Source organism: Burkholderia sp. M6-3, assembly GCF_050858985.1.
Lineage (GTDB): Bacteria > Pseudomonadota > Gammaproteobacteria > Burkholderiales > Burkholderiaceae > Paraburkholderia > Paraburkholderia caledonica.
The window spans coordinates 118,483-144,115 of the sequence record NZ_CP110092.1 but is presented as its reverse complement, the minus strand read 5'-3'; the positions used below and the strand labels follow the sequence as shown (position 1 = coordinate 144,115).

Genomic DNA, 25,633 nt, shown 5'->3' with positions numbered 1-25,633 from the left:
CGTGACCTGGCGGGCGAAGTGATTGGGTCTCATTTGGGCAGGCCAAGTCACGGCGCGTTGCGCCGGCCAGCATGCAGCACTCGGCGCGAGAACCCGGATCATCTTCGGCAGTAATGCCTCAGGTTGATCATCGTGCAGGCGAGTGTCTTGAGCGCGTAGTGCACGAAACTGATGCGCTCGAAGCGCAGCAGCAGGCGGTGGAAGGTATCTTCGCAGGCGAACACGCGCTCGATGGTGTGAAAGCGCTCCTTGAAGACGGCCTCATCGAAATGACGCTTGCGGCCGCGTTTGTTCTGTTTGCGGTTGCGGGGAATGTTGGGCCTCATGCCGCGAAGATCGCTTTGCGGTTTTCCCGATAGTCGTAGACGCCATCCAGATGACGGTCAAGCCCTGCAGTCCGCGCCGATGGCGTGCGCCATGGCGGTGAGTTTGGGCAGCGCGTCACGCAGCAGGGGCGATTCGTTGCGGTTACCCGGCGCATTCACGAATGGCGCGATGATGTTGCAGTTGCGATCGCAGAAAGCCACCACTTTGTCGCCCTTCAGGTGCTTGTGCCCGCTGTAACCCAGGTTGTCGCCTCCTTTCTTGGCCGCCGTTGTCGTGCCGTCGCCGTGGATGGTCGAGAGGTCGAGGCGCTGGTCCTGATGCAGCTGATCGGCCGAGCCCACGACGACCCGCTCGATGCTGCCATCGGCCTGCCAGCGCCGTATGATCCGGTAGAAATGGACGTGGTGGATCTCTGGCAGGCCCTGCGCATCCGTTTCGATCGGCAGCATCTTCCACCGGCAGCTCATATGCAGCGCCCAGGACGTAATTGAGCATCTTCTGTAACGGCAACGTCGGCGGCGGCCCGCGTCGGCCCCGGCCCAGATGCGGCAAGATAAATGTTTCTTGCTTGCTCCTGCTGGATGGCGGATTGCCTGAACCTGCAAGGACGCACACTGGAAGCGCGGCAACATTTCGAGCAAGTGCTAGCCACCGCCAACGATGTTGGATTGCTTTCCGAGCAATTTAACGTCCAGCGCCGTGAACTCGCTGGCAATTTTCCCCGGGGGCTCCGTCATCTCGGGCTTATCCACCCGTCCTTGGGTTGAGCGGGCCGACATTGCAAAGAGGCGGCGGGTAGACGATTGCCGCGATGGCGTTGTCAGGCGCCGGCCAAGCGGTGTCGCGAACACGACGCCTTTAGATCGAACCGGTGTTGGGGAACCACTGCCCATCGATTAAGCCCTTGTTTCCGCGTTCACGCTTACGGGCACGATGCGCCGTCGATCAATTGGGCAACCCGATTCTCGCCAACAAGGATCCGCGAACTCGCGAGCCGTTCGGCGTCACGGTCGACCTCGGGCGAGCGTTTGCGAAGAGGCCACCACAGATACGCCGTCGGCCGCGCGAGTCGCACTCTAGCCGATGCGTTGACACGGTATACGCGCTGATGGTCGCGTAGTTGATGTCGCGGGCGGAGCAGCGCTGGTTCAGCACGCCCGGCAAGGCGCGCTGAGCGGCACCGCCGGTTCATGAAGACACGTCCAACGCGCTTTGCTGCGGATGGCGCCGGTAGCGTCCCGGCGTTACGCCGACGCTTTGCTGAAACGCTTTGCCGAACGCGGCTTCAGACTGATAACCCACCGCCTCGCCGATTTCCGCCGCGCTGCGCTGCGTGCGGCGCAGCAGGTCGCAAGCGATCGTCATGCGAATCTGCGTGAGGAAATCCATCACGGTCATACCGGCGCGTTCGTTGAAACGCCGTGCGTAAGTAGCGCGCGACATCGCGGCAAGCTCGCCCAATTCAGCAATGGTCCACGCGCGCTGCGGCGCGCTCAACATGCCCTGCACTGACGCTGATAGACGCGGGTCGGCCAGCAGCGACAGCATGCCGGGAGTCGAATCGGCCTGCTCGCCGTGTACGCGTAACGCCATGCCGAAGAGCGCCTGACTCAGCGCTGTGACGATGGCGAGCGCACCGGGCCGGCGTTGGCCCGCCTCGTCGCGCATCAACCCGATCACCGTCTGCAATGGGGCGAGCGTGCCGACGCCGCCGAGCGACACATGGAACGGATCGGGCAGCGCATTCAGCAGCAACGCCGACGAACCCGGCGTGTAGGCGAAGCGGCCGCAGAGCAGGTCGAGATCGGTGCTGTTCGCCGTGGTGTGCTCTGCGCCGCCGCGGGCAGCGTCCGTGTGGGCGGTCATGACATCAGCGGTAACTTCTTCGCCACTCACGGACTTGCCGTCCAGACCTTCCCGCTCCGCAGCCTTCCCAATCCCCCGGCCGTCGTTTCGCTTGACCGGCAGCAGGCCGTCGTGACTCATGACCAGCGGCGCGCTGACGGCGCTCAGCTCGACATCTCTCACGCGATGTGCCGCGCCGCGTGGAAACAGCATGAAATCGCCGGTCTGCAGGCGCACCTGCGCGCCGTCCGCCATCTCGATCACGCACGACCCTGCCAGCACCAGATGGAACGGCGCAATGCCGGGATCCATCGGCGCATGGTCGACATCGAACCCGCCGGTGAGCAGGCATCGCAAATCCAGACTGGCTTGCGGTCGCGCAAGGTCGAGTAACCGGCTGAGCGTATCCATGAGACGTCCGCGCTAAATGTTGAGCCAGTCGAGTATTCAGGATGTCGCCGTCCCGCGCAATACTTTGTCCATGGCGCCGGCAACCGCCGACACCCCATAGACGAAGGAGCATTGCCATGTTGAACTGGACCGAATACCGCAAGCAGCTGTTTGGCCGCATCGGCGAAATCGGCAAGCTGTCGCCGGACACCGTGAAGGGCTATCAGACGTTGTCCAACGCCGGTCAGAAGAACGACCTGCTGGGCGCGAAGACGCGCGAACTGATCTCGCTCGCGGTGGCCGTGAGTTTGCGCTGTGACGGCTGTATCACGGTGCATACGGCCGAAGCGCTGAAGCAAGGCGCGACCCGCGAGGAAATAGCCGAAGCACTCGGCGTAGCGGTCGCGATGAACGCCGGCGCGACGATGGTCTACTCGGCCCGCACGATGGACGCGGTGGCGGCGTATTCCGCCGAAGCATCTAATTGATTGCGGGTTTTCAGAAGGGGGGGCGAATTTGTCTGCGAGCCTCATCGGGACTGGCTTGCGGAGCACCGCCGGCCGTATAGATCGGACGCATCGCAGCAGCTAGTTCCCGACGCTCTTTCCAGTTCGCGTACTCGAACGAGTCACGGATCAGATGCACGATGCAGGTCTGCATGGTGGCCTGTGGAAACACCGCGCCAAGTGCTTCGGCCGTGCCTTTGAGTCCAACGGTGATGGCAATCAGGATGTCATGCACGCCTCGTAGTTTCAGGTCACTGAACACCTTCATCTAGAACTTGGCACCTTCGGTCTGCTCGATCCACAAACCCGGAATGTCGCGTGTGCCGTCGGGGGCGACACCCAGCGCCGGATAGATCGCCTTGTTGCGCACGACGCCTTCATCGCGAATATCAGACGCAACGCACAGAAGAACGCGATCGGAGATGAATCCCGGGGACACCTCGGTGCCATACTGTTCAGCCAGAAAGCCCTGGGTCCGCGCACCGTCATGCCCCGCACGTAAATTGCGATGATCCTGTCGTCAAAACCGGTGAAACGCCGCTCGTGCTTCGGAATCAGGATCGGCTTAAAGCTGCCGTTACGACGCGCAGGATGTTCAGACGTAATGGGCCGTCTTCGGTGATCACGGTCTTGCCGCTGCGGCCGTTACGCTGGTTGCGCTCGTATCGGGCGGGCGCTCTGCACCGCTGGGGCAACCCAGGCGATGTCCGAGCTTGGCACCCCAGTGCCCGCTCGATCAGGGCCTTCTTGAACGCAATGGAAGCCGCCTCAACGGCCTAGACGGTCATCGGCCTCTTCACGAACTGATCGATCAGTTCCTCTGAGTCCCACATCGCCGCTGTGACCGCCGGTCGTCGCCGAACCAGCTCATCGCTTCACAATCACGGCAATCCAGGGCGAACATCACGCGCAATGCCTCAGTGTTGTCGCAGCACACTCGAACGCCTTAAAACACCACCGCTGGTTGTTGTTCGCCACCGCGACGTTGCCATCGTGCCGACGCTGCGGCCAAAATAGCGGAGGTTTGCGCTGTGGCGGCAAGCCGTGAACGCGCATCACCCGATACACGCGTTTGGTGTTCACTGGAGCCATACGGCAGCCCGTCCTTCCACGGCGCGACATACCCTAGACCGGGCGGTAGCCGTAGTCTGGTAGGTAGTAACGGTTAGCCGAATCTGGCCAACCAGACCGACATCTTCAGTCTTCCAGGCGCTGCGCCTTTCATGCCAGTCAGCTGGACAGGCAAGCCTTGCCGCCACATTTGAGCGCGCTACACGGAGAACGTCACTGTTCCAACGGATCAGCGGTCGGATCATTGACCCATGTATCAAGGTGCTTTCCAGAGGTTGCCGTGTAGTTGGAGTTAAACGTAAAACAATTTACCACTCAAAACTCTGTTCCGATCCCAACTTGCCAACTGGGCCATTCGATCTAGCGAAAAAATGTGGCTTGGCGCGAATCAGGAGCAATCTGCCATGGGGCCGTCTTCCCCGGACCATACTTTTCGTTTCGCCAAATCTTCGGCATCCGTGAAGCTGGTTGTTGACATTCCATGCAGTCGTCATCGAGACAAGACACCGTAACATCAGGCCATTCGGCCACCCTCGTCAACGCCTTATCGAACTTTGTCGCTTCTTTCGTCAAACGACCCGCAATTGGCTGCTTGCCGGTTCGCTGCGCGCGGTCAACGAGCCGCTGCGATCATGAGCCTCACCCGCTCGACGCAACAACGGGCATAAAACCCCATGCCTGTCTCAAGGTTACCTGACCCGCCTGCCGACCCGCAGAGCCAGCGATATCTCAACATTGCTGCCGCAAAACTCCCAGCATCTCACCCCTGTCGCGTAATTCATCGTTGGTCAAGGCGGGGCTGGCTTAGCGGGTCGTTGCGTGTCGAGGATGCGGGCGGAAAGTCAGCGAAGGGGCGACCAACGCGGCAAGCCCCGAGCCAGACTACCTATACCAAGACTGCGGTCTGCGACCCTGCCCCAAAAAGACCAAGTTGGAGGGCGACAATCATTTTGGCCGACGCATTGACTCAAGATTTTTGCTACCGAGTGGCGGCTGTTGCTTCATGCAGTTTGTTACCCGTCAGAATGCTGGCGTGGACGACTTATAACGAGGCGGCTCAGCATGACAACACGACGGGAATTGACCGAGGCAGTCGGTGAGCGGTACCGCCGTTCGGACCGGAATGAGAAGCGCGAGATACTTGACGAATTTGTTCAAGTAACCGGCTATCACCGCAAGCACGCCATCCGCGTTCTGTGCCGGCAGCCTCAACCTCCGAGGGTGAGGCCCGCCCCGCAACGGCGTTATGACGATGGGGTGCGGGATGCCCTGATCACGCTATGGGAAACCGCCGACCGGATCTGCGGCAAGCGCCTGAAGTCGCTCATCCCTGCGCTGATTGACTCGATGATCCGGCATGGTCACCTGACCCTATCGAAGCAACTGCGCCAACGCATCAACCAGATCAGCGCCGCGACCATTGACCGGCTGCTGCGTAACGTCCGCGAACAGGCGTTCGCCGGTCAGCGTCGGCGCGCTGGTGGAGTCGGCAACGCAATTCGCCGCGCGGTGCCGATCCGCACGTTCGCCGACTGGAAAGATCCGCTACCCGGCCATCTCCAGGTGGATTTCGTCGAGCATTGCGGTGGCACTAAGATCGACGGCGACGTCGTGCACAGCTTCGTGATGACAGACATCGCGACCGGATGGACCGAGTGTGCGCCGCGCGGTATCGATTGCGAAAACGATAGCGCCTTTATGAACCAGCCCATATTCGATTTCTGCAAAGCGACCGATATCGAATTGACCCGCTCGCGACCCCTACAAGAAGAACAACCAGGCCTGGGTGGAGCAGAAGAATGGCTCAGTCGTGCGCCGCCTCGTGGGGTATGGCCAGTTGCGTGGACTTGATGCTACCGAAACCCTTGCTTCCCTCTACGAGGTGTCGCGGCTGCGCATAAACTTCTTCCAGCCGTCATTAAAGCTGAAATCGAAAACACCCACGGTGCACGGGTGACCAAGCGCTACGAAGCGCCTCTGACTCCCCTTGAGCGCGTCTTGCGATCGGCGTCGATACCTGAGTCAACCAGGCGCAGGTTGCGTACGCGGTTTAGGGCGCTAGATCCATTGGACTTATTGCGCCGCATGCGCGAAGCACAGCAGCACGTCGCACGATGCAACGCATCGGGTACGGCGCCGATGGAAACACAAACGGCCGATCAAATCCCCTCGCTAACTTCCTGGCGAGTCTTGGAACAGCATGGTACGAAGGAGAGGTTCGAGCGACGCATTGCCGAAAGGCGCGCATCGCACACACTTGGCGCAGCCGTGAAGATCCGTTCGATCATACGTGGCCGACCATACAGCAATGGCTTCGAACCGCTCCAGCAGCGTCTGCAGCTCTGCTTCGATCGCCTGTTGAATCACCTGACGGGCTCCGTGACGGACTAATTCGTCCAGGCCCAGACCGCTATCCTGATAGCCCGATAACCGCTTTTTCCGTAAACTTGCTCATGGTGGATGGTTTGTTGTTTGCTGGGTTTCCGACTTCGACAATCAGGTTCTCAGCTAAAACCTCCACCGCCTTCAATCGCCCGCCTCAACTCCCCCGTACACCAGATCCGAGCATAGCTCGCCTTGCGCTAATCTGAGCGGCCCTCTGCGATCCGGACGATCCGCGATGGCTACCCTCGAACGCACTGCGTACCCGCGCTTCCCAGAGGTTCTGGCACCCCGCGAACTCCAAGCGTTACACGCTGCTGCCCGACGAGCTCGAATAGGCACGCGGCTCAACACATGGAAAACGACCTCGACTAGGCCTGCTCGTGCTGCTGAAGGTCTTTCAGCAACTGCACTATTCCCCGCCACTCGACACCATTCCGGCCACCGTCGTTGACCACATTCAGGCAGCGGCCGATATTGGCGACACCGTGCAATTCGGCTACGACACGGCGTCGTCTCCAACGCTCTTCCGGCATTACGCCGCGCTGCGCACCTTGCTGGACGTGAAGCCGTATTACGGCACCGACGCGAACGCGATCGCGACACGGGAAGCGCACACGGCGTCGCTGACGATGGACCAGCCGGTGGACATCATCAATGCGACGATCGACGAATTGATCGCGCGCGATATCGAGCTCCCGGCGCTTTCGACGCTCGACCGGCTGACCGAACAGATCCACGCTCGGGCGCAGTCCCGACTCTTCAAGCGCGTCACGCGGCGCCTGACCGCCGAACAGAAGCTCGCGCTCGACCGATTGCTCGCGCGCGATCTGTCGAACCGACAGACTGCCTACAACCGGATCAAACGTCATGCGAAACGCCCATCGCGCCAGCATCTGGAGCTGCTGATCGACCAGATAGCCTGGCTCGACGAGCTCGGTGACTTTTCACTGGCCGTTGCCAGGATTCCAGCCTCGAAGCTGCGCTCGCTCGCCAATCAGGCGATAGCGCTCGACGCGTCGGCGCTCAGGAACGACACGCTGCCCGAGAAGCGCTACACATTGATCGTCGCGCTGCTCAACCGCATACGCGTGCGCGCCCGCGCCGACATGTTTTTGAGGCGCATGGGGGCCATCCACAAGCGCGCAAGCGACGAGCTGGACGCAATTCAGCGCAAACAGCGTGATCAGGTCGAGGACCTTGTAGGTTTGCTCGATGGCGTAGTCGACATCCCCGCCGACGAATCCGACGAGACGGACATCGCCCGAGCGGTCAGGAAGCTGCTCGCGCCGAAAGGCGACCTTGAACCGCTGCGCGAGAGTTGTGCGGCGATCCGTGCGTTCAGCAGCCGCAATTATTTGCCGCTGCTCTGGAAGCACCTCAAGGCGCATCGTTCGGTCATGATGCGTGTCGCCCGTACGCTCGAATGGGATTCGACCAGCCCCTCCGCTCGCTGCTGAACGCGCTCGAGGCGGTGTTGGAGAATGAATCGCTGCACCGGGAGTGGATCGATGCGGACGTGGACGTGAGCTTCGCTGCGCCGCGGTGGCGCAGGAGCGGCTCAACGCCCGCCTGCCGACGCGCAACATGCTGAACATCCTCGCGAACATCGAGGCACTGGACCCATTTCGCGCGGCACTTCGAGCCGTTGTCGGGGAGCGACCCGCAAATTCGCAAGACGCGCCGAGCGCTACCTGCTGACCATTTTCGCGATAGGCTGCAATCTCGGCCCGACCCAAGCGGCCCGCCATCTGGACTCTGATGTCACCGCGCACATGCTGTCGTTCGTCAACCGTCGGCGTATGAGCCTGGACAAGCTCGAAACCGCACAACGCGAGCTGACTGAACTGTACTTGCGGCTGGACCTACCGAAACACTGGGGAATGGCAAGACGGTGGCGGCCGACGGCACACAGTACGACTTCTACGACAACAACCTGCTGGCCGGCGATCACTGTCGCTATCGGAAAATGGGCGCGCTCGCGTATCGGCACGTCGCCGACAACTATATCGCGGTGTTCCAGCACTTCGTTCCGCCGGGCGTATGGGACGCGATCTATGTGATCGCGGGTCTGCTGAAGGCCGGCCTGTCCCTCAAGGCGGACACCGTTCATGCCGACACGCAGGGCTAGTCGGCCGCCGTTTTTCCATTCACCTACCTGCTCGGCATCAACCTGATGCCACGGATTCGCAACTGGAAGGAACTCGTGCTGTACCGACCGGACCAGGGCAACTCGGCCAATCCCAACACGGGTCAGATCGGTCCGACGTTCGAGGAGTATTTTGGACTGAGTGTCCCAACAATTTCCCTTGCGGCTCGGCGAGATCGTTCCTGTCTGAATCGACAGCGCGACCTGCATCAGCTCCTGCCAGTGCTGCTCGATCAGGGCCCAGTCGATGGTGGCTGTGAACAGCTTGTCGATGTGCTTGTACTTGGCCTTCCAGTTGCGGGCGCTGCTGGTGAGCGCGCCACAGGTATTCGCGAGCGTCTTCTCAAGACGAAGACCGCACAATGCATTGTAAGTCGCGCACGTCTGCGCTCGCTGGGGGCTACCCCCGTCTTGCAGGCGCTGACGACAACGCTGCGATTACTGGCCAAGCGTTGGATTGCGTTGGACGAAGAGCTCAAGGCGCTCGATGCCATGCTTGCGAGTCTGACGACTCAGCATGCTCGACGCCTTCGGGAAAGATTCGGCGTGGGACCGCAGACGGCCGCCGTCTTGATCGCTGTCGCCGGCGACAACCCCGAGCGCTTGAAAAGTGAGGCGGCACTGGCAGCGCTTTGTGGCACGAGTCCCTTGTAAGCGTCATCTGGCAAGACGGTCCGACACCGCCTGAACAGGGGCGGTGACCGATCCGCCAATAATGCCTTGTGGACCATTGCCATGGTGCGTATGCGCAGCGATCCCAGGACACGGGCTTACGTCGAGCGCCGGACAAAGGAAGGGATGTCGAACAAGGAAATCCATCGTTGCCTGAAGCGCTATATCGTCCGGGAACTGTACCCGCTCATCCTGGCCGATCTGACCGAGTCGACGCGTGCTTCTTGACATAGGAGCGTCAATTCGGTGATGGAGAGATTCTTCCTGAACCTTAAAATGGAGCGCGTTTGGCAGCGTCAGTAGGCCAACCACGATGAGGCTCGGCGCGATATCAACCAGTACATCGTTGCTTTCTACAATCCGGTGCGCCTGCACTCCACGCTGGGCTATCTGTCGCCCGCCGACTACGAGGCGAATCCGACAGCGAGAGAACCCATCTGCCTGTCCGAAATTAGTTGACCACGACACTCAGACTTGTGTCTGATTTGCGTGAGAGCGTTTGCAGCATCGCTGTGAGCCTCTCGTGCGATAGATCTGGTATCGGTCGCGCGTGCTACCACTCTAGGACTCAAAGCCGCTCGTGTTGCGACGCGTGAGCAGTCGTTGAAAATTTACTCAACTCGCGAATGCGCGTTCGGCTTTGGACAACTGCCCGATGAGTTCCTCCACATTGCTTTCGGAAATGCGTTTCCCGAGCGCACCGATATCGGTATCGCCGGGCGTTGCGATCAGCGCATAGCTCAGTTTGGCGCGCCGCCACGTGACGACGTCCATGCTGTCGACCTGTCGTTGCGCGAGCGCCAAGTCGGCCTTTTCGTCTTTCATCACGCACAGGGCAACAGGCAAGCCTTTTTCGGGCAGATAAACGATCTGCACGAGTGGCTTGTTGTTATAACGCAGCCGCTGTATGCGTTTGAATGTCAGTCCGGCCGAACGAAGGTCGGGCACGCGAATAGGTAGTCCGTCGTCGTGGCGGATGTTATCTACAATGTGTGCAGCTGCGGCCATATTGGACGAATCCAGCGCGACAGTATCACGGGTGTAAAGGCGCTGATAATTGACTGCCGCCATGACCCACGGTGACGCGCCGCCCTGTGTGCCGTCGTGCGTGTTGCTCTGAGCAGCCACCTGAGCGGCCGATTGTGGGAAGCCGCCTCGCGCAGCGCCAGGTGCGAATCGCAGCACCACGCCGCAGCAGAAGGCGCCGGCGATGAACGCGACCGCGAGCCACGGTGCTGCAGTGCGTAAGCGCGAGCGTACCGGCAAAGAAGGGCCTGCGAGAGGATCGGGCTGCGAGTCGGGGGCGGCCGTGCGATGGTTGCCGCCCACTGGCGCCGCGGGCAAGGCTGTCGCGTGCGCGAGTTCGGCGATCTTGCGCGTGAGGCTTTCCGGAACCGGCGGTAATGCCTGTTGCTGGAATGCGCGCCGATACGGCAGCACCGACGCTTCGAGTAACGCAACGCGCTCGGCAACATCGGCCGAGGTGCAGATTGCCTTCTCGACTTCCTCGCGCTCGTGCGGCGTCAGTTCGCCGTCCACATATGCCATGAGCAGGATGTCGTCCATTTTCATGCCCCTTGGTCCTTACTAATCGCCGCGCTGTTTGCGCGTTCTTTTTTTAGCTCACTAAATAGGACGCCGATGGTCTGCCGAGCCCGCGAAAGTCTGCTCATTATCGTGCCGATCGGCACGCCCAGCGCCTCGGCCGCTTCCTTGTAGGAAAGGCCCTCTACTCCAACCAGCAGCATAACGACGCGCTGTGATTCGGGCAACCGCTGCACCGCCTTGACGATCTGGCCATCCATGACATTCTCTTCCGGCGTGCGCGCCGCCGGGTCGGCGACTGTTTCCAAGAAGTCGTCGTTCCAATCCATGCTAGAGCGCCCGCGCACGCTGCGCGCGCGCAGTTCGTTGATCCACGTGGATTGCACGATCGAAAACATCCAGCTAAGCGGCGCGGTGCCCGGTTGCAACTGATGCGCGCGTTCTAGTGCGCGCACGCAGGCACGCTGCACGAGATCTTCGGCATCGTGCTGATCTCCCGAAATACGCAGCGCGAATGCCCAAAGACGCGGCAGCAGCGGCGGAAGCAAGGCGGACAGGTCGGCGGCGGTCATTGGCACAAGTCTTCGTCCGAAACGGCACCGCCGGCGTGCACGGGCTCGGCGAATAAGTACTCTCTGATATGACAGGAGCACCGGTGTCGGGTTGATTCGTGCGGCAGCGTCCGCGTCTGACTCGAACGTCGACGGTTGAGGACCGGTTGCGGTATCTGAGGAGTATCCATAGGTTAAGGCGAAATTGGGCAGGCAATCGATCAACACGTAAACAACCCGATCGAATTATTATTCCATCAGGGCTGAAACACAACGCAAACTGCCGTATCGCACTCGCCCGACGCATTCGGGCTTTTTACAACAGGGCGACGAATGAATAGGTAACCAAGCTGAATTGCACCAGATCGGGTCTGAAGCGCGCAAACATCGCGTCATGCAGTCCACTGGCACGGTACGCAAGGCCGTAGTCGAGCCCCGATAGTCCGGCCAGCACACCCAGAGCCGTGTCACCCTGATAGTACGCGAGACCGAAGAGAGAACGGCCGCGACGATAAATCCGAGCCACCAGGCTTGCGGCCGCGATTTAATCAGGCACGCTAAACCTGCTTGATTATAGCCGCGGAGAAACGCTTGTTCGGCGAACGCAACCAGCAGGAAACTGTTGAGCATCTCGAGCCATCCAAGATGTGGACATTCTGGCGCCCATGCGATCGAGTCGGCTTCAAACGCAATAATAAGACAGGCCGCCGACGTGAGCGCACAGGCACCGAGCGCGGAAACCGCCTCGGTTGGGAATGTTTCATTCGGCTTAACCCACGGATAGGAGAGCAGCCAGAAGCCGATTAGCGGCTTATTGAAGTTCAGGTACATCGTAAATTAGCGCGGCCTCGGGCGTGAAACGCGCGGCATGCGCCTTTCAGAACGGGAACGCGCTGTCCGCCCAGCACATCGAGAGCCTTGCTTTATGACGCAAATCGGGCTCCTTACGGTCGGCGGCCAGGACTTGCTACATCGACATGTACTGGTCGTTAGACTCGAGAATTTTGGTTTTTTCATGACTATGTGCCGGTGGACGAAGACGCGATGCACGGTAAAGCAATGGCGCAGAGATGCCTGCTGACGCGTATTCGAGCGTTGTATCCGTCAAGAACACCTCAGCCCCGCGGTTTATTCCAGTGGCGCGGTGTTCTTGGGAAAACGGGCTGTCATCGCCAGATACGTCGTTTGAAGCGCGCGGGCAGGTGTCAATCAGCGCGGCTCGGAGATCGCAGGCATTGAGTTCCGCTGCCACGCATCACTGAGGGCTCTCGAAGCCGCGGATATAAAAAGCAGTCGTCGAACGAAATCAATCGGAGCCAAGCACAGCTGTGCCCGCAGCAGGCCCAATGCATATTTGCAATCCAGCACATGCTCTTCGTCGCCAGACCATTTGGCGAACGGGACGAGGCGATGTGTAAGTCAACAACCGCCGTCCTTGCCCTCGAACTTGCAAATAAGAAGCGCCCGTAGAAGAAACGTCGTGTTCCTGCCTCGGTGTGCGTGCCGTTTCCTCGCGGACTATCGAGCCGGCAATGGATGCGGCTACACACGTGACATTGAACATGCGCGAACGCGGCCGACTGAAAGCCATTCGGGCCATTGTTGACGTGGCCTCAAGCATGGTCGCGCGGCAAAACTGGCTTCGGGGCAAACGTGGCCGTTCCGGCAACCGGTATCTGGACGAACGACCACCTCATTACGCGCTGGCGATTTTCGGTAAACGAAAGAAGCCTTCGCGCAACGCTACGCAATTACGGATGCGACTCTATGGCGACGCGCGTCGTGGCGTAGGATAGACGGCACACTCAAGGTTGCGCGGAATGATGAAAACAAAACTGACGCCTTTCAGTATTACGACCGCACCTCGCTTATCAACATCTTCGATCGATGGCGCTGAATCATCGACGGCGGCCAGACCCTCAAGGTCACTTGCCGAAATGCCAGGTCTGGCACCCTTCTCAAGGCGCTCGACGTGCGATGCGTCCGTAACGGCAGACGCTCCTGCCAGCTCGCAACGCGCGTCGCTACAGCACAATCAGCCCGTCGTCGACGCAAGCCGAGAAGCCCGCGAAGCGCGCAGACGGGGTATTCAGGCTTTGATTGAGGGATATTTCGCTCCTCATATCATGAGGGACGAAGCGACGAGCCGCGAAGATTTCGAGAGGCTGATTAGCGACCGCGTGTCGCAATTGCTGGAAATGGGCGAGTCGAAGGAGTCGATCGAGGCGACGTTCTCGAAGGCGGCGAAGCTCGATATCGCGGCGGAAGCCGGGCGCGGCTTTTTCGGCTCGATTCCGTTCGGCGTGATGTCGCGAGTACTTGACACCCAGCCAGCGCTCATCAATACGCTCGCGGCGGGGCTTGATGTGCTGCCTGGCGTCAAAGCCACGTCCGACGTGTTCAAAGCTGGCGTCGCCGTAGGCCTCGCTTCGGGTGTCGCGGATCACATCGGCTCGCAGGCGCTAGGACCGGTAATGGTCGATAACCAGTGGCTCTCATCATCATCTGACGCGCTCGAAGCGCCGATGAAGCACGCGAAGGAGGCGGCGCAGGCGGGCATGGCGCGCAAGGTCATAGAGAACTCGATCGCGATCCAAACCTTTTCGGCGCGCAACGTGCTGCGCGGCATTGTCGGCCCGACAATCACCGCGGCGCATAGCGCGGCTGCTGCCGCGCAGACCGACTCATGGATGGCGGCAGTCGGCTCGCCGTTCGCTGGCGCGGGCTTCAACATGGTCAACCGTCACTTCGCGGCGGAGGGCCATCGCATCGGTCCCGAATACCTGCTTGGGCGTACCGACTGGAAGGAACAGTACACCGCGCTGAAAGCTGCAACCTGGAAAGGCGCGGTGGCAAACGGTGCCGGCCGGTTGGCTAAGGCTGGTGTCAATCTCGTGAACGCCACCCTGGGCGCGCCGCACTCGCTGCTGACGGCGACCAGCCTCACGACGAACGTAGGCGCGCTCGGTGCCGGCCTCGGCGCTGTCGCCATGGCAACAACCAGCGCGGGTGCGCTCGCAAAGAAAATGGGCGCGAACGAAGCTGGAGTGACGGCCGCCCAGCATGCGGGACGGACGCTATCGTCGGCTGGGGTGTTCCCGTCATGGACCACGGCAGCGATCGTCACGGACCCCATTCTTAGTGTCTCACGAGGCGCCGCCAACGCGCTAGGCGATCTTGTGCAGAAAGGTGTGTCAACGGGGGTGCTCAAGAGCGCTGAAGTGGCCGGACAGAAGACGCGCGCGGTTACTGATTACGCGGTGCCGGGACTCAGGAACGCAGCTCACACCGTGATTCAAAGTGGTCACGAGACAGTGGAAGGCGTGAATACCATAGTACGCGACATGAATTCTCGAATGAATAGAGCTTTGGGCAGCGCGACGGATGGGCTGGGCGAGGCGGTGGCTAACCTGAGGAGACGCGAACGCAACGTAGGTGCGCAGAGCCCCGCACAGGTCGCACCTGAGACGAATCCGCAAGACGTGGTGCCCGGCGAGCACAACGTGTAGTTCAGCGACGCCGGGTTACGGACAATAGCCGCCCCCCGCCCCCGCTTTTGATTTTCTGGGCCCACGGTTCTGGCTTCGTCGGCAGAAGTGGTAATCGATTGGAGTTGAGCTGCGATTAGCCAAGAGGCGAAGGGTACGTCAATAACTGGTGTCATGGTGATTTCCGAGCGGTGGCTTGCATTAGCATCCCCGCCGAGGTAGACGGTGCATCTCACAGGTGGCTGGCGGGATTGCAGGCCTTTCGTGCTCAAGCCGTATTTGGCTAGCACGGATGGCCGAACGGATCGAGTTCTGACAGGATGACCATGCCTCGATTTCGCATACAGCAGGAATTTTGTTAATTTCCTGTTTGTACGGAAGATTGCATGTCAGAGAAGTCAGTGCCGAAAAGGCATTACACGAACGAGTTCAAGGTTGAAGCCATCAGGCTTGCCGAAACAGCCGGGCAGCATGCAGCGGCGCGCAGGCTCGGGGTGCCAGTGGCGACGTTGGGGAACTGGAGTCGGCGTAGCCGCAGTTCCGAAGGCGGCATCGAGACGAGTGGTCGTGATGTGAGCGCTGCACGTGTTACGCGCCCGATCAGCGAGCTGGAGGCAGAGAACAGCCGGCTGCGCAAGGAACTCGCCAGCGCGAAACTGGATATTGAAATTCTCTCAAAAGCGACGGCGTACTTCGCGAAGGGGTCGCGGTGAAGTACGCCTGGATCGACGATCACCGCGACCAGTACAGCATCACCCGGCTATGCCAGATTATGGGCGTTTCGCGCAGCGGATATTGCCAGTGGCGCGTTCGACCGCCCAGCGCGAGGGCGCAAGCGAACGCGGCTTTGGATGTGGAAGTCGCGGCGATCCACCGCGAGCCTCGTGGCACATATGGCCGCTCCCGCATCGTGCGTCAATTGCGAGCCCAGGGTCGTGCGGCGAGCGAGGAGCGTGTGCGACGTAGCTTGCGACGTCAGGACTTGCGCCCGGTCTACAGGCGTGCCTATCGGGTCACGACGGACTCGGCGCACAGCCTGCCTGTAGCGCCGAACCTGCTCGATCGTCGTTTCAACGGCTGGCAGCCTGATCGTGCCTGGGTTAGCGAGACCGGCGAAGGCTGGCTGTATCTCGCAGCAATACTCGATCTGGCGAGCCGACGCGTAGTGGGCTGGTCAGTGTCCGAACGCATTGACGCCGAGCTTGTTTGCCAGGCACTGCGCAGCGCGTGCTGGCAACGCAAACCGGCGCCGGGACTGCTGTTACATTCCGACAGAGGGGCCCAGTATGCAAGCCGGGCATACCAAAAGCTGGCTGCTGGATTCAAGGCAACGATCTCTATGAGCCGTCGTGCCAACGCGTGGGACAACGCCCCGATGGAAAGCTTGTTCAAGACCCTGAAAGTCGAGAGAATCTATGAGGTCCACTACGAAACTCGGGCGCAGGCTCGTCTGGATATCGTCGACTGGATCGAGGGCTACTACAATCGAGAGCGTCTGCACACCTCGATAGGATTTCTTACCCCTGTCGACCACGAGGCCGCGTTGATCGCGGATCGCGGCATGATCTGCTGTACGTGGAAACGAGGCAGGGTCAATCCTGATTCGGTTGAAAACGACCCGTATGCAGCGCGCCCTTGGTGAAACGCTGGATGCGACGGGCGAAGGTAATGTACCGAGAAGTGTGCAAAAAGGTGCTGGCGGGAACATGCTTAGGAAGGGTGGCCGTGGTGTAAGTTGATGAATGTCGAGTTCCTCCACCTGCCCTCGGGAGGGCTTACGCCATGGCCACGACCAAGCGTAGTACTAACCGGCCGCCAGTGGAAGCGCTGGTTGCCGGCGACCGGGACCTGATGAAGGCGCTCATGAAGGATGCGCTTCAGGAAGTGCTCGAAGCGGAGATGACCGAACTGCTGGGGGCATCGCCTAACGAGCGGACCGAGACACGCAGTGGCTATCGAGCCGGTTATTACGGCCGCGGGCTGGTGACGCGCATCGGCAAGCTGGAGCTTCGCGTGCCACGCGACCGTCACGGCGAATTCTCGACCGCCTTGTTCGAGCGCTATGCGCGCAGCGAGAAAGCGCTGGTGGCTGCGCTCGCCGAGATGTACGTGCGGGCGTCTCTACCCGCAAGGTCAAGGCGATTACCGAAGAGCTATGCGGTCACAGCTTCTCGGCCTCGGCGATCTCGGCCATCAATAAAGGGCTCGACGCAACGCTGGCGAAGTTCGCGCACCGGCCGCTCGAGCAAGCGTATCCGTATCTGATTGTCGATGCTCGCTATGAGAAGGTGCGTGAATCAGGCATGATTCGCTCGCAAGCGGTGCTGATTGCCATCGGCATCAACTGGGAAGGTCACCGGCAAGTGCTGGCCGTGGAGCTGGCTAACCGCGAGAGCCATTCGAGCTGGAAGGAGTTCTTGCTGGGGCTGAAAAAGCGCGGGCTCTCAGGCGTGGAGTTCGTCGCCTCGGACGATCATGCGGGCCTGAAGAAGGCCATCGGCGAGGTGCTTCCTGAGGCCGCCTGGCAGCGCTGCTACGGGCACTTTCTGCGTAATGCACTGGACTATCTGCCACGCAAGGCCGATGACGACTGCTTGCAGGAGTTGCGCTGGATGTACGACCGACGCGATCTGCAGGAGGCGCAACGAGACCTCGCGGCGTGGATTACCAAATGGCAGGGCAAATATCCGAAGCTCGTGGATTGGGTTGAAGGCAACATTGCCGAGACGCTGACGTTCTACCGGCTGCCGCGCGCGCATCACAAGCATTTGAAGTCGACCAACATGCTCGAGCGATTGAATGAAGAGATCAGGCGGCGCACGCGCATCGTGAGGATCTTCCCCAACGAGGCCGCGTGTCTGCGCTTAGTCAGGGCGCTTTGCAGTGAAACGCATGAAACGTGGCTGGAGGACAGCCGCTATCTGAACATGGCCCTGCTGGCCGAGCAGAAGAAGGAGTTCTTGCGCGCTGCTGCATAGCGGGCGTGCGGCGTTCGGCGCTGCGGGCTACGCCCTTCGCACCGCACGCCGCAAAGAAGGATCAACTGAAACCACCGACATCCGGTTTCTGCACACCTTGACGCACACAACTCGGGCGAACCACTTGAATCCGAACAGCCGAGGCGGACCGCCCGGACCCTCCGGCGGGCCGTCAATGTGCCGGGGAGTGTTATTTTCCGGTGGCTCCATACGAGCGCCGCGCCCTCCTTGGTCTTGCGAGCAATCTCCCTGCCCAGACCGCCGTTTGCGGCCTGATCTGCCCGAGTCCGGCATCGGCCCGCGACAGGCAACATACATCTCACCGGACGATTGCTCAAAAATAAAAGCAACTCCACGCACAGAACCGAACCGTACGTCCAACGTGCCTTAACCGAACCGTCTGAAGACGATTCAGGGGGTAGTGGATTCGGGGCTTAAGCACGACCGCGCGCCCGATTGGTAGGGCTTGACCGTGTGACAGATCGAACGACTCGTGATCCAGTATCGAGACTCAAGGTGCGGCAGGACTGGACTCGCGACAACGTGGTGGGCAGGTAATCTGCGACTGGTTCCAAGCTGGCCCTTGAGCGTATGTCTCCTGCGTATCAGGGGGCGGTTGCTCGTGGCACGACTAATGATGACTGATAGGGCGGACACTGGGATCCGTGCGCGGTTCTCTTTTTTCGGACCTATGCCCTTTCTGCAGAAGGGACCACTAGTGCAGCAAATCACGTTCCGCGATACCATCCACCCAATAATTTTGGATGAGCGCAATGAGTGACTTCGACGCACGGCTTTTGAACGGAATTGGGATACTCTCTGCAATCGTGGATACCGGGAGCTTCGCGGGGGCGGGAGAAGTTGTCAATATGTCTCAGTCCGGCGTTAGCCGAGCGATAGCTCGACTTGAGCGCAGACTGGGTATCAGGCTGCTTGACCGAACGCCTCGCGCCGTAACTTTGACTGACGAAGGCCGCCGCTTATATGACAGGGTAATGCCGTTGCTCGCGGCACTAGGTGAAGCAACAGCTTCGGAAACCGAAGCGACAACAACAGTGAGAGGACGTCTCAGGGTCAATGTAGATCCATTCTTTTCCCGTTTATTTTTGGGTCCCGCGCTTGGAACCTTTATGGAGACATACGGTGAACTCAACGTTGAACTCATAACGCGGGATCACCTAGGCGACATGATTTCCGACGGCTTTGATTTAGCGGTTAGGTTTGGGCACCCGCAACCTTCCAGCCTCATCGCTCGCAAGCTACTTGAGACAAGGATACTCACCGTGGCATCGCCTTCGTATATCGCTCGCCACGGGCAGCCCAAGCAACCGGTAGAGCTGGCAACAGGTTCTCATACATGTATTCGATTTCGCGACCCAGCCACCGGCCATCCATTTGACTGGGAGTTTTGTCGTGGTCAGAAGAAGATCGTTGTGGACGTAGGGGGGCGACTGCTAGTTAATGATGTTGGCACCATGCATAGCATTTGCCTAGCAGGGCACGCGATCGCGCAGGTCATGGAGCTTGGCGTCGAACAATACATCGCAGAAGGCTGTCTGGTGGAACTGTTTCCTAAGTGGTGCGACGATTGGTTTCCTCTCTACGCCTACTATCCTTCACGTCACCACGTTCCGGCAAAAGTTCGAGTTTTTTGGGAGTTTGTCGCGTCGCTTGCACGACCTGCCTCAGTTCATCAATCAGTAAGTACCAAGCGCGCGCCAGCGTAAGACAACCCGTCGACTATCAACCTATGCGCTCCTAACCAGCTTTTCTGGTGTAATTGGTAACTCACGGATTCGTACTCCGATCGCGTCGTAAACCGCATTCGCGACGGCTGCCGCGACACCGGTTGCGCCTAGTTCTCCAATCCCTTTTGCGCCCAACGGACCAGAGTTACCGTCGTACTCGTCGACAAAAGCAACGTCGATGGAGGGCGGGATATCGGCATTAACAGGAATCGCGACTCCCGCAAGATCCTTTGCTAGCCATCTGCCAAGGGACGGTTCGTAGTGACTCGCCTCCATAGCTGCCATGCCCCAGCCCCAAACGATGCCACCAATCATCTGCGATCGCGCAGTCATCGAATTTATGATGCGGCCCGCACTGTACACGCCGGTTGCACGACGGAGGCGCAATAACCCCAAGTCAGGATCCACACCCACCTCAACCATCACCACTCCAAACGAGCGAGTGGGATGGTTTTTATCTCCCATGTCGACGGGCGCGTTATCAGGCAAATCGAACGCAGCTTCCGATGCGAGCTCCCAAACACCGGCACTCGCAAGGATGTCCTCGATGGAACGCCACTCCGCGCCGCGAAAGACCTTCCCGTCTCTTACCAGCACTTCTTCGCCCTTCCACCCTGCCAGCCTCGTAAGCTTATTTCTAACATCTTTGGCTGCGCGCTGAACCGCCGCACCCGTACTTATAGTCGTACTTGACCCATAAGTGGGGCCTGCGTAAGGCAATCTAGTATCGCCGTAAGCAGCAGTGACTTTCGCTGGGTCAAGGCCTAGTATCTCGGCGACAATTTGTGGAAAAATGGTACTCGGCCCGGTTCCAATATCACAAAAACTTGACTCTAACTGAGCAGTTGCATCAGCACGAAGTCTCACCCGCGCCGTCGAATGGAACCGCGCTTGGCCTTGGCCGCAATCAGCCATCCCATAACCAATATGCCAGTAACCGTCTTTAGCTCCCTTGCGACGCTCGCGCCAACCAAAACGTTGCGACGCTTGTTCGTAAGCTTCCCTCAACTTCTTAGACGACCAAGGCATCCCGCTCTCAGGATCGACTTCGGTGTAGTTGATCAGCCGCAGGTCCAGCGGATCCATGTTTAAGGAGCGCGCTAACTCATCCATCGCTGAGCCCAGAGCCCAAGAACCGGGACCGTCCCATGGCGAGCGCATGAATGTGGGCAACACCACGTTTCCGCGCCTGACCTTCTGAGTCGTCGCTATATTTTCACACGAATAGAACGCTTTTGCGGCGACCGCTGCGAACTCCACGTAGTCGTCGGTAACCGACGTCACATTCACGACATCGTGCTTAATCGCTTGCAATCTGCCATCGTCATTAGCACCAAGGCGAACGGCTTGGGATAGTAGAGGCTGGTAACCCACCATGCTGTACTGTTGCTGGCGAGTCAAGGCAATCTTGACCGGGCGGCGCATCACCGATGCCGCCATGCTCGCCAAGATCTCATGCGGCCAAACAAAAGCTTTGATACCAAAGCCGCCTCCGGTGTGCGGCGCGATCACTCGGACGCTGTCATTCGCTACTCCGAACGCGGCCGCCAGCGCATTTTGCACAGCCGGAAGGTGTTGGACTGAGTCATACACAGTCAATCGATTATCTTCCCAGGTCGCGACTATCGCGCTGGGTTCCATGGGATTACCGTGGCGGGAGGGCTGCAAGTACTGCGCGTCTGTCCGAAAGTGCGATTCAGCTAGAGCTTTCTCAACGTTTCCCTTGCGAAAATCTACAGTACCAGCTTTCGAGTATTGACCTTTTGCCGGATCGACATCAACGATATCCGCACTGTCTGGAGCAGTGAACGGACGTCGATAATATCTCACCCGAACAGCTGCGGCACCAGACTCCGCAGCCTGCAAACTCTCGGCGAGCACAATGGCGACGGGTTGCCCCTCATGCACAACCTCATCCGACTGCATTGGCACAAACCGCGTTGCCAACGGCGGCACCGATAGGTTGCTAAAATTTGCATGAATTCGGGGCATGTCTTGCCAAGCCAGTACGCGGACCACACCGCGACGGGACATTGCCATCTTCGTCTCAACGGACACTACCTTACCCGCGGGTACAGTCGAGCATACAAAAACTCCATAAAGCTGTGAAGGCAGATTGAAGTCGCTCGCATATTTCGCAGTGCCAGTTACCTTAACAATTCCATCATGTCGCGGAATAGGCTGACCAAGATTACTCATCAAGTCCTCGCTGCAGTTTCAATAGTCCGAAGTACGGCATTGCGAGCAATCGCGACTTTATACCCGTTTCTCGATAGCGCGCGAGCATTTGCAAATCCAGCGTTCACAGCGTTAACGATCTCATCGCTTCCGAGCTGCTGCCCGATTAACAGTTTCTCTGTAGCGTCGAGTCGCCAAGGCCGCATCGCGACGGAACCTAACGCGATCCTCGCGGCAGTTATCTGATCCCCATCGAGTTCCAAGGCAACTGCGGCAGAGACAGTGGCGTACTCATAGCTTTCGCGTTCGCGTATTTTCAGATAAGCGGACTGTGGCGACGGCTTGGGGATTTCAACCGCGATGATCAACTCCCCTGCACCGAGGCGATTGTGCGCCGACGGGTTCTCGGTGGGCAGGACATGGAAATTCCGCGCGGGAAGACGCCGCCCACCGCCCGGTCGCTCCGTTATATAGACTGCGTCAAGCGCAGCCAGAGCCACGGCGGGATCGGACGGTTGGACCGCCACGCAATCCTCGGTCCATCCAAATATTGCATGCTTTTCGTTATATCCATGCACTGCGGCGCAGCCGGACCCGGGATTACGCTTGTTGCAGGGAGTCGGTTCTTCTGCGCGAAAATAGGGACAGCGCACACGTTGCAGCGGGTTGCCGCCAATCGTTGCAAGATTTCGGATTTGCGCTGATGCTGCCTTCAGAATCGCTTGTGAAAGAACAGGATACTGCCTAGCAATCAAGTCGTTCTCAGCAATGTCGTTGAGCTTGCACAATGCTCCTATGTTCACTCCACCCGTAGGTGTCTGCTGGATAACAGAAAGTCCCTCGAGTCGACCGATATCGACAATCCTCGTCGGCCGGGTAATGCCTATGCGCATCCAATTGAGCAGCTCCGTGCCTCCCGCGAGAAACATCGACTGACTGGAATCCCCGAGCCTTAACGCCTCGGCTGTGCTAGTGGCGCAATAGAACTCAAACGGATCCATGCTTCCCTCCTTCAAGCTCCGACGCAGCCATCTCCACGGCAGAGGCAATTTGGGGATAAGCCGAACATCGACACAAATTACCGCTCATCCATTCGCGAATTTCCGCGTTCGATCGAGTATGCCCTTCCTTAATGCAGCCGATTGCAGACATCACCTGTCCGGAGGTACAGAATCCACACTGGAATGCATCGCAAGCTATGAACGCCTTTTGAACTGGATGAAGGCTGCCGGGCGAAGCTATACCTTCGATCGTCGTTACGCGCCGTCCGTCCAACGTCGCAGCGAACACAAAACACGCGTTTACTCGTCTATTGTCGAGCATCACCGTGCAAGCACCGCACTCACCGCGGTTACAACCTTTCTTGGTTCCGGTCAACTGCAGCTGCTCACGCAGAAGATCCAGCAAAGTCACGTCTGAACGAACGTCAAGTCGATGGACTACATCATTGACGCTGACTGTCACCGAGACAACGTTGTTACGGGCAGCACCTGTTTTTCCGTCTGTCGACTCACTCGCGGCCGCTGGCAAGTTGCTCATGGCAGCAGCCGTGGCGACGGCGAGAGTTGATTTGAAAAGTCCACGACGGGTGATCATCACACCGCCGTCGGCAGATATATCATGCGCATCAGACGTTGGGCCAATTAAATTCGATGGTTCGCTCATACACACTCCGTTTCGCTTGCTTTTGCCCTTTCGGCTTTTCAAGAAAGCATTTGCAGCTACATCTGCCAGGGTGCCACCGGCTGCGATTATGGTGCAGCATAAAGTAGACAGCGAGAGCAGACTTGTCATTTTTAGAATGACAGATTGTCATGACGCCCGCGTTGCCGCAGGGTAGTGCACGACCCCACGTCAGTTTGGCAGGAGGGTCGCGGCTACCGGGCAGATGGTTAAGCAACGTCTTATAGGCGCTGTGCTATCTGGAGACAAAATGATATGAAAACTTCGACCGCTGCGGAGGGGAGCCGTCGCGAAGGGCGGACCACGTATAAGGGGAAAGTTTCCCCCGGCCAGTCAGGAAATAGCTCGACAAGCGCGCCTTGTTGCAGAAATTCCTCAACGCCAAGCGCTAGCACTTGGGCTATTCCTGCCCCGCCAATGCAAGCATGAACCATAGTGTCTACATCGGTCAGTATCAATTCTCCCGCGGTCTGAACGCGCAAAACTTTGTCCCCGTTATGAAATTCCCAAGGAAACGGCTTCCCTTTGTGGGGGTCAATGTACTGAATGCAAGCATGCTTACCTAGATCTGTCGGCTGTGCCGGTCGGCCATGCTTGTGCAGGTATGCAGGCGAGGCGACGGTCAAGACCCTCGTTTCTAGCAGTAGCCTCGAAGTCATGGTGGATGGCGGTTGAGGGCCAAAGCGAACCGCTACGTCGATGCCATCACCGACCAGGCCGCCGACGTCCGGCAACTGGGTAACCGTGAGGTCAATATGAGGATACCGCTCGACAAACTCTGCCAGACGAGGGGCCAGTAGACACCTCGCAAAAAGCTGATTCACGTTTGCTTTAAGAGTTCCCTTCACTACCGCCGCGGCGCCCGCCACGACGTTGGCCGCTTCTTCTATCCCGGCGATGTGCGGAGTCGCCAATTCATATAGCTGCGCGCCCTCCCCCGTCAACCGCAAGGCGCGGGTGGTGCGATCAAGCAACCTAACACCGATCCGCTCTTCGAGCCGCGATACTGCGCGGCTGACACCGGAAGGCGACAGGCCCAGCACTTCCGCAGCCTTAGTAAAACTTCCTGTTTCGACAACGGCAGAGAGCACGCTCATGCCTGCAAGAAGCCGACCGTCCATCACTTACCCTCCCCATCTTTGAGTTTTCGCATAAATGTTTTGATCGTCGCCATATTAAATAAAAACCGCAGCTCGACTATCTTCTAGCCCATCAACTAATCCGCGCCGCGAGGCGCTTAACCAAGGAGAGTTACATGTTTGTGGTGACCGGAATTACTGGAAAAGTCGGCGGAGTCGTCGCTGACGTCCTGCTGGAACATGGGCTCAGCGTACGCGCGGTGGTACGCGACGCCGAAAAAGGCGCAAAGTGGAGAGAGAAGGGCTGCGAAATCTCTATCGTTCCAGACGCTTCTAACGGCGAGGCCCTCCACGAGGCATTCTCACACTCTTCTGGCGTGTTTCTGATGAATCCGCCTGAATACGATCCCGCCCCCGGATTCCCCAAGGTGCAGCAGACGGTACGAGCAGTGACGGCCGCACTAAATCGCACTCGCCCTGGAAAAGTCGTTTTTTTGTCGACGATTGGAGCTCATGTCTCCAAATTCAACTTGCTCAACAACGCAGGCTTCTACGAGCGAGCGCTTGCTGAATTGCAACTGCCAGTCGCGTTTCTGCGTCCTGCGTGGTTTATGGAAAACGCATCATGGGACGTCGCCGACGCGCGAACCGGACTCATTAAGAGTTATCTGCAACCCCTCGACCGTGGCATAAATATGGTAGCGACCCGAGACATCGGCGCGACGGCTGCCCAACTGCTGCAAGAGAACTGGACAGGCGTTAAAGTTGTCGAGCTTTCGGGCCCAGAGCTCGTAAGCCCCAACGATATCGCTGCAGCTTTCTCCGAAGCAATGGGACACATCGTTGATGTCAACGCTGTACCGCGTGACACTTGGGAGTCGCAGTTCCGACGCGAGGGAATGCTGCACCCCGAGGCTCGCCTTCGCATGCTCGACGGTTTTAACGAAGGATGGCTCGACTTCGAGCGCGGTACCGTAGAGCAACGCCAAGGTACCACTAATCTTAAAACTGTACTGCGTGATTTGGTAGCGAAGGAGTAAA

Annotated in this window: 16 protein-coding genes and 10 pseudogenes; 12 read left to right on the top strand and 14 right to left on the bottom strand. The window is 59.1% G+C overall.

Annotated elements, in window-relative coordinates; genetic code table 11:
* Nucleotides 1-98 precede the first annotated feature (98 nt).
* Nucleotides 99-326 carry a hypothetical protein gene (locus OH764_RS33200; RefSeq protein WP_498851651.1) on the bottom strand — a complete coding sequence of 76 codons (228 nt, stop codon included), beginning with the start codon at nucleotides 324-326 and terminating at the stop codon, nucleotides 99-101.
* A 57-nt stretch (nucleotides 327-383) separates the two neighbouring features.
* Nucleotides 384-776, bottom strand: a complete 393-nt coding sequence (locus OH764_RS33195; protein ID WP_498851650.1) for a hypothetical protein — start codon at nucleotides 774-776, stop codon at nucleotides 384-386.
* Nucleotides 777-1,260: 484 nt separating this feature from the next.
* Between OH764_RS33195 and OH764_RS33190 the strand changes: the two are divergent.
* A pseudogene (locus tag OH764_RS33190) lies at nucleotides 1,261-1,366 on the top strand (ABC transporter substrate-binding protein); the annotation flags it as partial.
* A gap of 149 nt (nucleotides 1,367-1,515) precedes the next feature.
* Here OH764_RS33190 and OH764_RS33185 read toward each other — a convergent pair.
* Nucleotides 1,516-2,583, bottom strand: a complete 1,068-nt coding sequence (locus tag OH764_RS33185; RefSeq protein ID WP_498851649.1) for an AraC family transcriptional regulator — start codon at nucleotides 2,581-2,583, stop codon at nucleotides 1,516-1,518.
* Nucleotides 2,584-2,699: 116 nt separating this feature from the next.
* On the opposite strand from OH764_RS33185, the gene OH764_RS33180 reads away from it, so the two are divergent.
* Nucleotides 2,700-3,050: a carboxymuconolactone decarboxylase family protein gene (locus tag OH764_RS33180; RefSeq protein ID WP_498851648.1), complete on the top strand. Its 351-nt coding sequence runs from the start codon at nucleotides 2,700-2,702 to the stop codon at nucleotides 3,048-3,050.
* Nucleotides 3,051-3,093: 43 nt separating this feature from the next.
* On the opposite strand, the pseudogene OH764_RS33175 reads toward OH764_RS33180, so the two are convergent.
* Together OH764_RS33175 and OH764_RS33170 are read right to left on the bottom strand one after the other, a co-directional pair.
* A pseudogene (locus OH764_RS33175) lies at nucleotides 3,094-3,901 on the bottom strand (transposase); the annotation flags it as partial.
* A pseudogene (locus tag OH764_RS33170) lies at nucleotides 3,897-4,354 on the bottom strand (transposase); the annotation flags it as partial. The pseudogenes OH764_RS33170 and OH764_RS33175, both read right to left, overlap by 5 nt.
* Nucleotides 4,355-5,201: 847 nt before the next feature.
* On the opposite strand from OH764_RS33170, the gene OH764_RS33165 reads away from it, so the two are divergent.
* On the top strand, nucleotides 5,202-5,990 hold the full coding sequence (locus OH764_RS33165) for a hypothetical protein (RefSeq protein ID WP_498851647.1): 789 nt from the start codon (nucleotides 5,202-5,204) through the stop codon (nucleotides 5,988-5,990).
* Nucleotides 5,991-6,446: 456 nt separating this feature from the next.
* Here the strand turns inward: OH764_RS33165 and OH764_RS33160 are convergent.
* Nucleotides 6,447-6,594 (bottom strand): annotated as a pseudogene (locus OH764_RS33160) (IS256 family transposase); the annotation flags it as partial.
* A gap of 165 nt (nucleotides 6,595-6,759) precedes the next feature.
* Here OH764_RS33160 and OH764_RS33155 point away from each other — a divergent pair.
* Nucleotides 6,760-8,751: pseudogene (locus OH764_RS33155) on the top strand (Tn3 family transposase); the annotation flags it as partial.
* A gap of 90 nt (nucleotides 8,752-8,841) precedes the next feature.
* Here the strand turns inward: OH764_RS33155 and OH764_RS33150 are convergent.
* A pseudogene (locus OH764_RS33150) lies at nucleotides 8,842-8,958 on the bottom strand (Tn3 family transposase); the annotation flags it as partial.
* Nucleotide 8,959: 1 nt separating this feature from the next.
* On the opposite strand from OH764_RS33150, the pseudogene OH764_RS33145 reads away from it, so the two are divergent.
* Both OH764_RS33145 and OH764_RS33140 read left to right on the top strand, forming a co-directional pair.
* A pseudogene (locus tag OH764_RS33145) lies at nucleotides 8,960-9,570 on the top strand (transposase); the annotation flags it as partial.
* Nucleotides 9,571-9,582: 12 nt separating this feature from the next.
* Nucleotides 9,583-9,801 (top strand): annotated as a pseudogene (locus OH764_RS33140) (IS3 family transposase); the annotation flags it as partial.
* A 156-nt stretch (nucleotides 9,802-9,957) separates the two neighbouring features.
* Here OH764_RS33140 and OH764_RS33135 read toward each other — a convergent pair.
* The 3 genes from OH764_RS33135 to OH764_RS33125 form a co-directional block, all read right to left on the bottom strand.
* Nucleotides 9,958-10,914 (bottom strand): anti-sigma factor family protein, encoded by a 957-nt coding sequence (locus tag OH764_RS33135; RefSeq protein WP_498851646.1) that lies wholly within the window; start codon nucleotides 10,912-10,914, stop codon nucleotides 9,958-9,960.
* Nucleotides 10,911-11,459, bottom strand: coding sequence for an RNA polymerase sigma factor (locus OH764_RS33130; RefSeq protein WP_498851645.1), 549 nt, complete (start codon nucleotides 11,457-11,459; stop codon nucleotides 10,911-10,913). The genes OH764_RS33135 and OH764_RS33130 overlap by 4 nt, the downstream gene beginning before the upstream one ends.
* Nucleotides 11,460-11,687: 228 nt before the next feature.
* Nucleotides 11,688-12,269: a hypothetical protein gene (locus OH764_RS33125; RefSeq protein ID WP_498851644.1), complete on the bottom strand. Its 582-nt coding sequence runs from the start codon at nucleotides 12,267-12,269 to the stop codon at nucleotides 11,688-11,690.
* Between the two features lie 701 nt (nucleotides 12,270-12,970).
* On the opposite strand from OH764_RS33125, the gene OH764_RS33120 reads away from it, so the two are divergent.
* From OH764_RS33120 to OH764_RS33100, 5 genes and pseudogenes are all read left to right on the top strand, one after another.
* Complete coding sequence (locus OH764_RS33120) at nucleotides 12,971-13,234, top strand: hypothetical protein (RefSeq protein WP_498851643.1); 264 nt, start codon at nucleotides 12,971-12,973, stop codon at nucleotides 13,232-13,234.
* A 330-nt stretch (nucleotides 13,235-13,564) separates the two neighbouring features.
* Complete coding sequence (locus tag OH764_RS33115) at nucleotides 13,565-14,947, top strand: hypothetical protein (protein ID WP_498851642.1); 1,383 nt, start codon at nucleotides 13,565-13,567, stop codon at nucleotides 14,945-14,947.
* A 365-nt stretch (nucleotides 14,948-15,312) separates the two neighbouring features.
* A pseudogene (locus OH764_RS33110) lies at nucleotides 15,313-16,478 on the top strand (IS3 family transposase); the annotation flags it as partial.
* A 299-nt stretch (nucleotides 16,479-16,777) separates the two neighbouring features.
* Nucleotides 16,778-17,904: pseudogene (locus OH764_RS33105) on the top strand (IS256 family transposase).
* A 773-nt stretch (nucleotides 17,905-18,677) separates the two neighbouring features.
* Nucleotides 18,678-19,631, top strand: coding sequence for a LysR family transcriptional regulator (locus tag OH764_RS33100; RefSeq protein WP_498851641.1), 954 nt, complete (start codon nucleotides 18,678-18,680; stop codon nucleotides 19,629-19,631).
* Nucleotides 19,632-19,652: 21 nt separating this feature from the next.
* Here OH764_RS33100 and OH764_RS33095 read toward each other — a convergent pair whose 3' ends face one another.
* The 4 genes from OH764_RS33095 to OH764_RS33080 form a co-directional block, all read right to left on the bottom strand.
* Nucleotides 19,653-21,851 (bottom strand): xanthine dehydrogenase family protein molybdopterin-binding subunit, encoded by a 2,199-nt coding sequence (locus OH764_RS33095; RefSeq protein ID WP_498851640.1) that lies wholly within the window; start codon nucleotides 21,849-21,851, stop codon nucleotides 19,653-19,655.
* A complete protein-coding gene (locus OH764_RS33090; RefSeq protein WP_498851639.1) occupies nucleotides 21,851-22,831 on the bottom strand; it encodes an FAD binding domain-containing protein in 981 nt (326 codons plus the stop codon). The genes OH764_RS33095 and OH764_RS33090 overlap by 1 nt, the downstream gene beginning before the upstream one ends.
* Nucleotides 22,818-23,495, bottom strand: coding sequence for a (2Fe-2S)-binding protein (locus OH764_RS33085; protein WP_498851638.1), 678 nt, complete (start codon nucleotides 23,493-23,495; stop codon nucleotides 22,818-22,820). The genes OH764_RS33090 and OH764_RS33085 overlap by 14 nt, the downstream gene beginning before the upstream one ends.
* A gap of 239 nt (nucleotides 23,496-23,734) precedes the next feature.
* On the bottom strand, nucleotides 23,735-24,637 hold the full coding sequence (locus tag OH764_RS33080) for a LysR family transcriptional regulator (RefSeq protein ID WP_498851637.1): 903 nt from the start codon (nucleotides 24,635-24,637) through the stop codon (nucleotides 23,735-23,737).
* A 131-nt stretch (nucleotides 24,638-24,768) separates the two neighbouring features.
* Between OH764_RS33080 and OH764_RS33075 the strand changes: the two genes are divergently transcribed.
* Entirely contained in the window at nucleotides 24,769-25,632 is an 864-nt protein-coding gene (locus OH764_RS33075; protein ID WP_498851636.1) for a Rossmann-fold NAD(P)-binding domain-containing protein, read from the top strand.
* The last annotated feature ends 1 nt before the right edge of the window (nucleotide 25,633 follow it).

Bases quoted from the DNA above. Each gene is read 5' to 3' on its own strand.
- OH764_RS33115 (WP_498851642.1), top strand. From the start codon at position 13,565: ATGAGGGACGAAGCGACGAGCCGCGAAGATTTCGAGAGGCTGATTAGC.
- OH764_RS33200 (WP_498851651.1), bottom strand. From the start codon at position 326: ATGAGGCCCAACATTCCCCGCAACCGCAAACAGAACAAACGCGGCCGC.
- OH764_RS33120 (WP_498851643.1), top strand. From the start codon at position 12,971: ATGGATGCGGCTACACACGTGACATTGAACATGCGCGAACGCGGCCGA.
- OH764_RS33090 (WP_498851639.1), bottom strand. From the start codon at position 22,831: ATGGATCCGTTTGAGTTCTATTGCGCCACTAGCACAGCCGAGGCGTTA.
- OH764_RS33180 (WP_498851648.1), top strand. From the start codon at position 2,700: ATGTTGAACTGGACCGAATACCGCAAGCAGCTGTTTGGCCGCATCGGC.
- OH764_RS33195 (WP_498851650.1), bottom strand. From the start codon at position 776: ATGCTGCCGATCGAAACGGATGCGCAGGGCCTGCCAGAGATCCACCAC.
- OH764_RS33100 (WP_498851641.1), top strand. From the start codon at position 18,678: ATGAGTGACTTCGACGCACGGCTTTTGAACGGAATTGGGATACTCTCT.
- OH764_RS33125 (WP_498851644.1), bottom strand. From the start codon at position 12,269: ATGTACCTGAACTTCAATAAGCCGCTAATCGGCTTCTGGCTGCTCTCC.
- OH764_RS33135 (WP_498851646.1), bottom strand. From the start codon at position 10,914: ATGAAAATGGACGACATCCTGCTCATGGCATATGTGGACGGCGAACTG.
- OH764_RS33130 (WP_498851645.1), bottom strand. From the start codon at position 11,459: ATGACCGCCGCCGACCTGTCCGCCTTGCTTCCGCCGCTGCTGCCGCGT.
- OH764_RS33095 (WP_498851640.1), bottom strand. From the start codon at position 21,851: ATGAGTAATCTTGGTCAGCCTATTCCGCGACATGATGGAATTGTTAAG.
- OH764_RS33185 (WP_498851649.1), bottom strand. From the start codon at position 2,583: ATGGATACGCTCAGCCGGTTACTCGACCTTGCGCGACCGCAAGCCAGT.
- OH764_RS33085 (WP_498851638.1), bottom strand. From the start codon at position 23,495: ATGAGCGAACCATCGAATTTAATTGGCCCAACGTCTGATGCGCATGAT.
- OH764_RS33075 (WP_498851636.1), top strand. From the start codon at position 24,769: ATGTTTGTGGTGACCGGAATTACTGGAAAAGTCGGCGGAGTCGTCGCT.
- OH764_RS33165 (WP_498851647.1), top strand. From the start codon at position 5,202: ATGACAACACGACGGGAATTGACCGAGGCAGTCGGTGAGCGGTACCGC.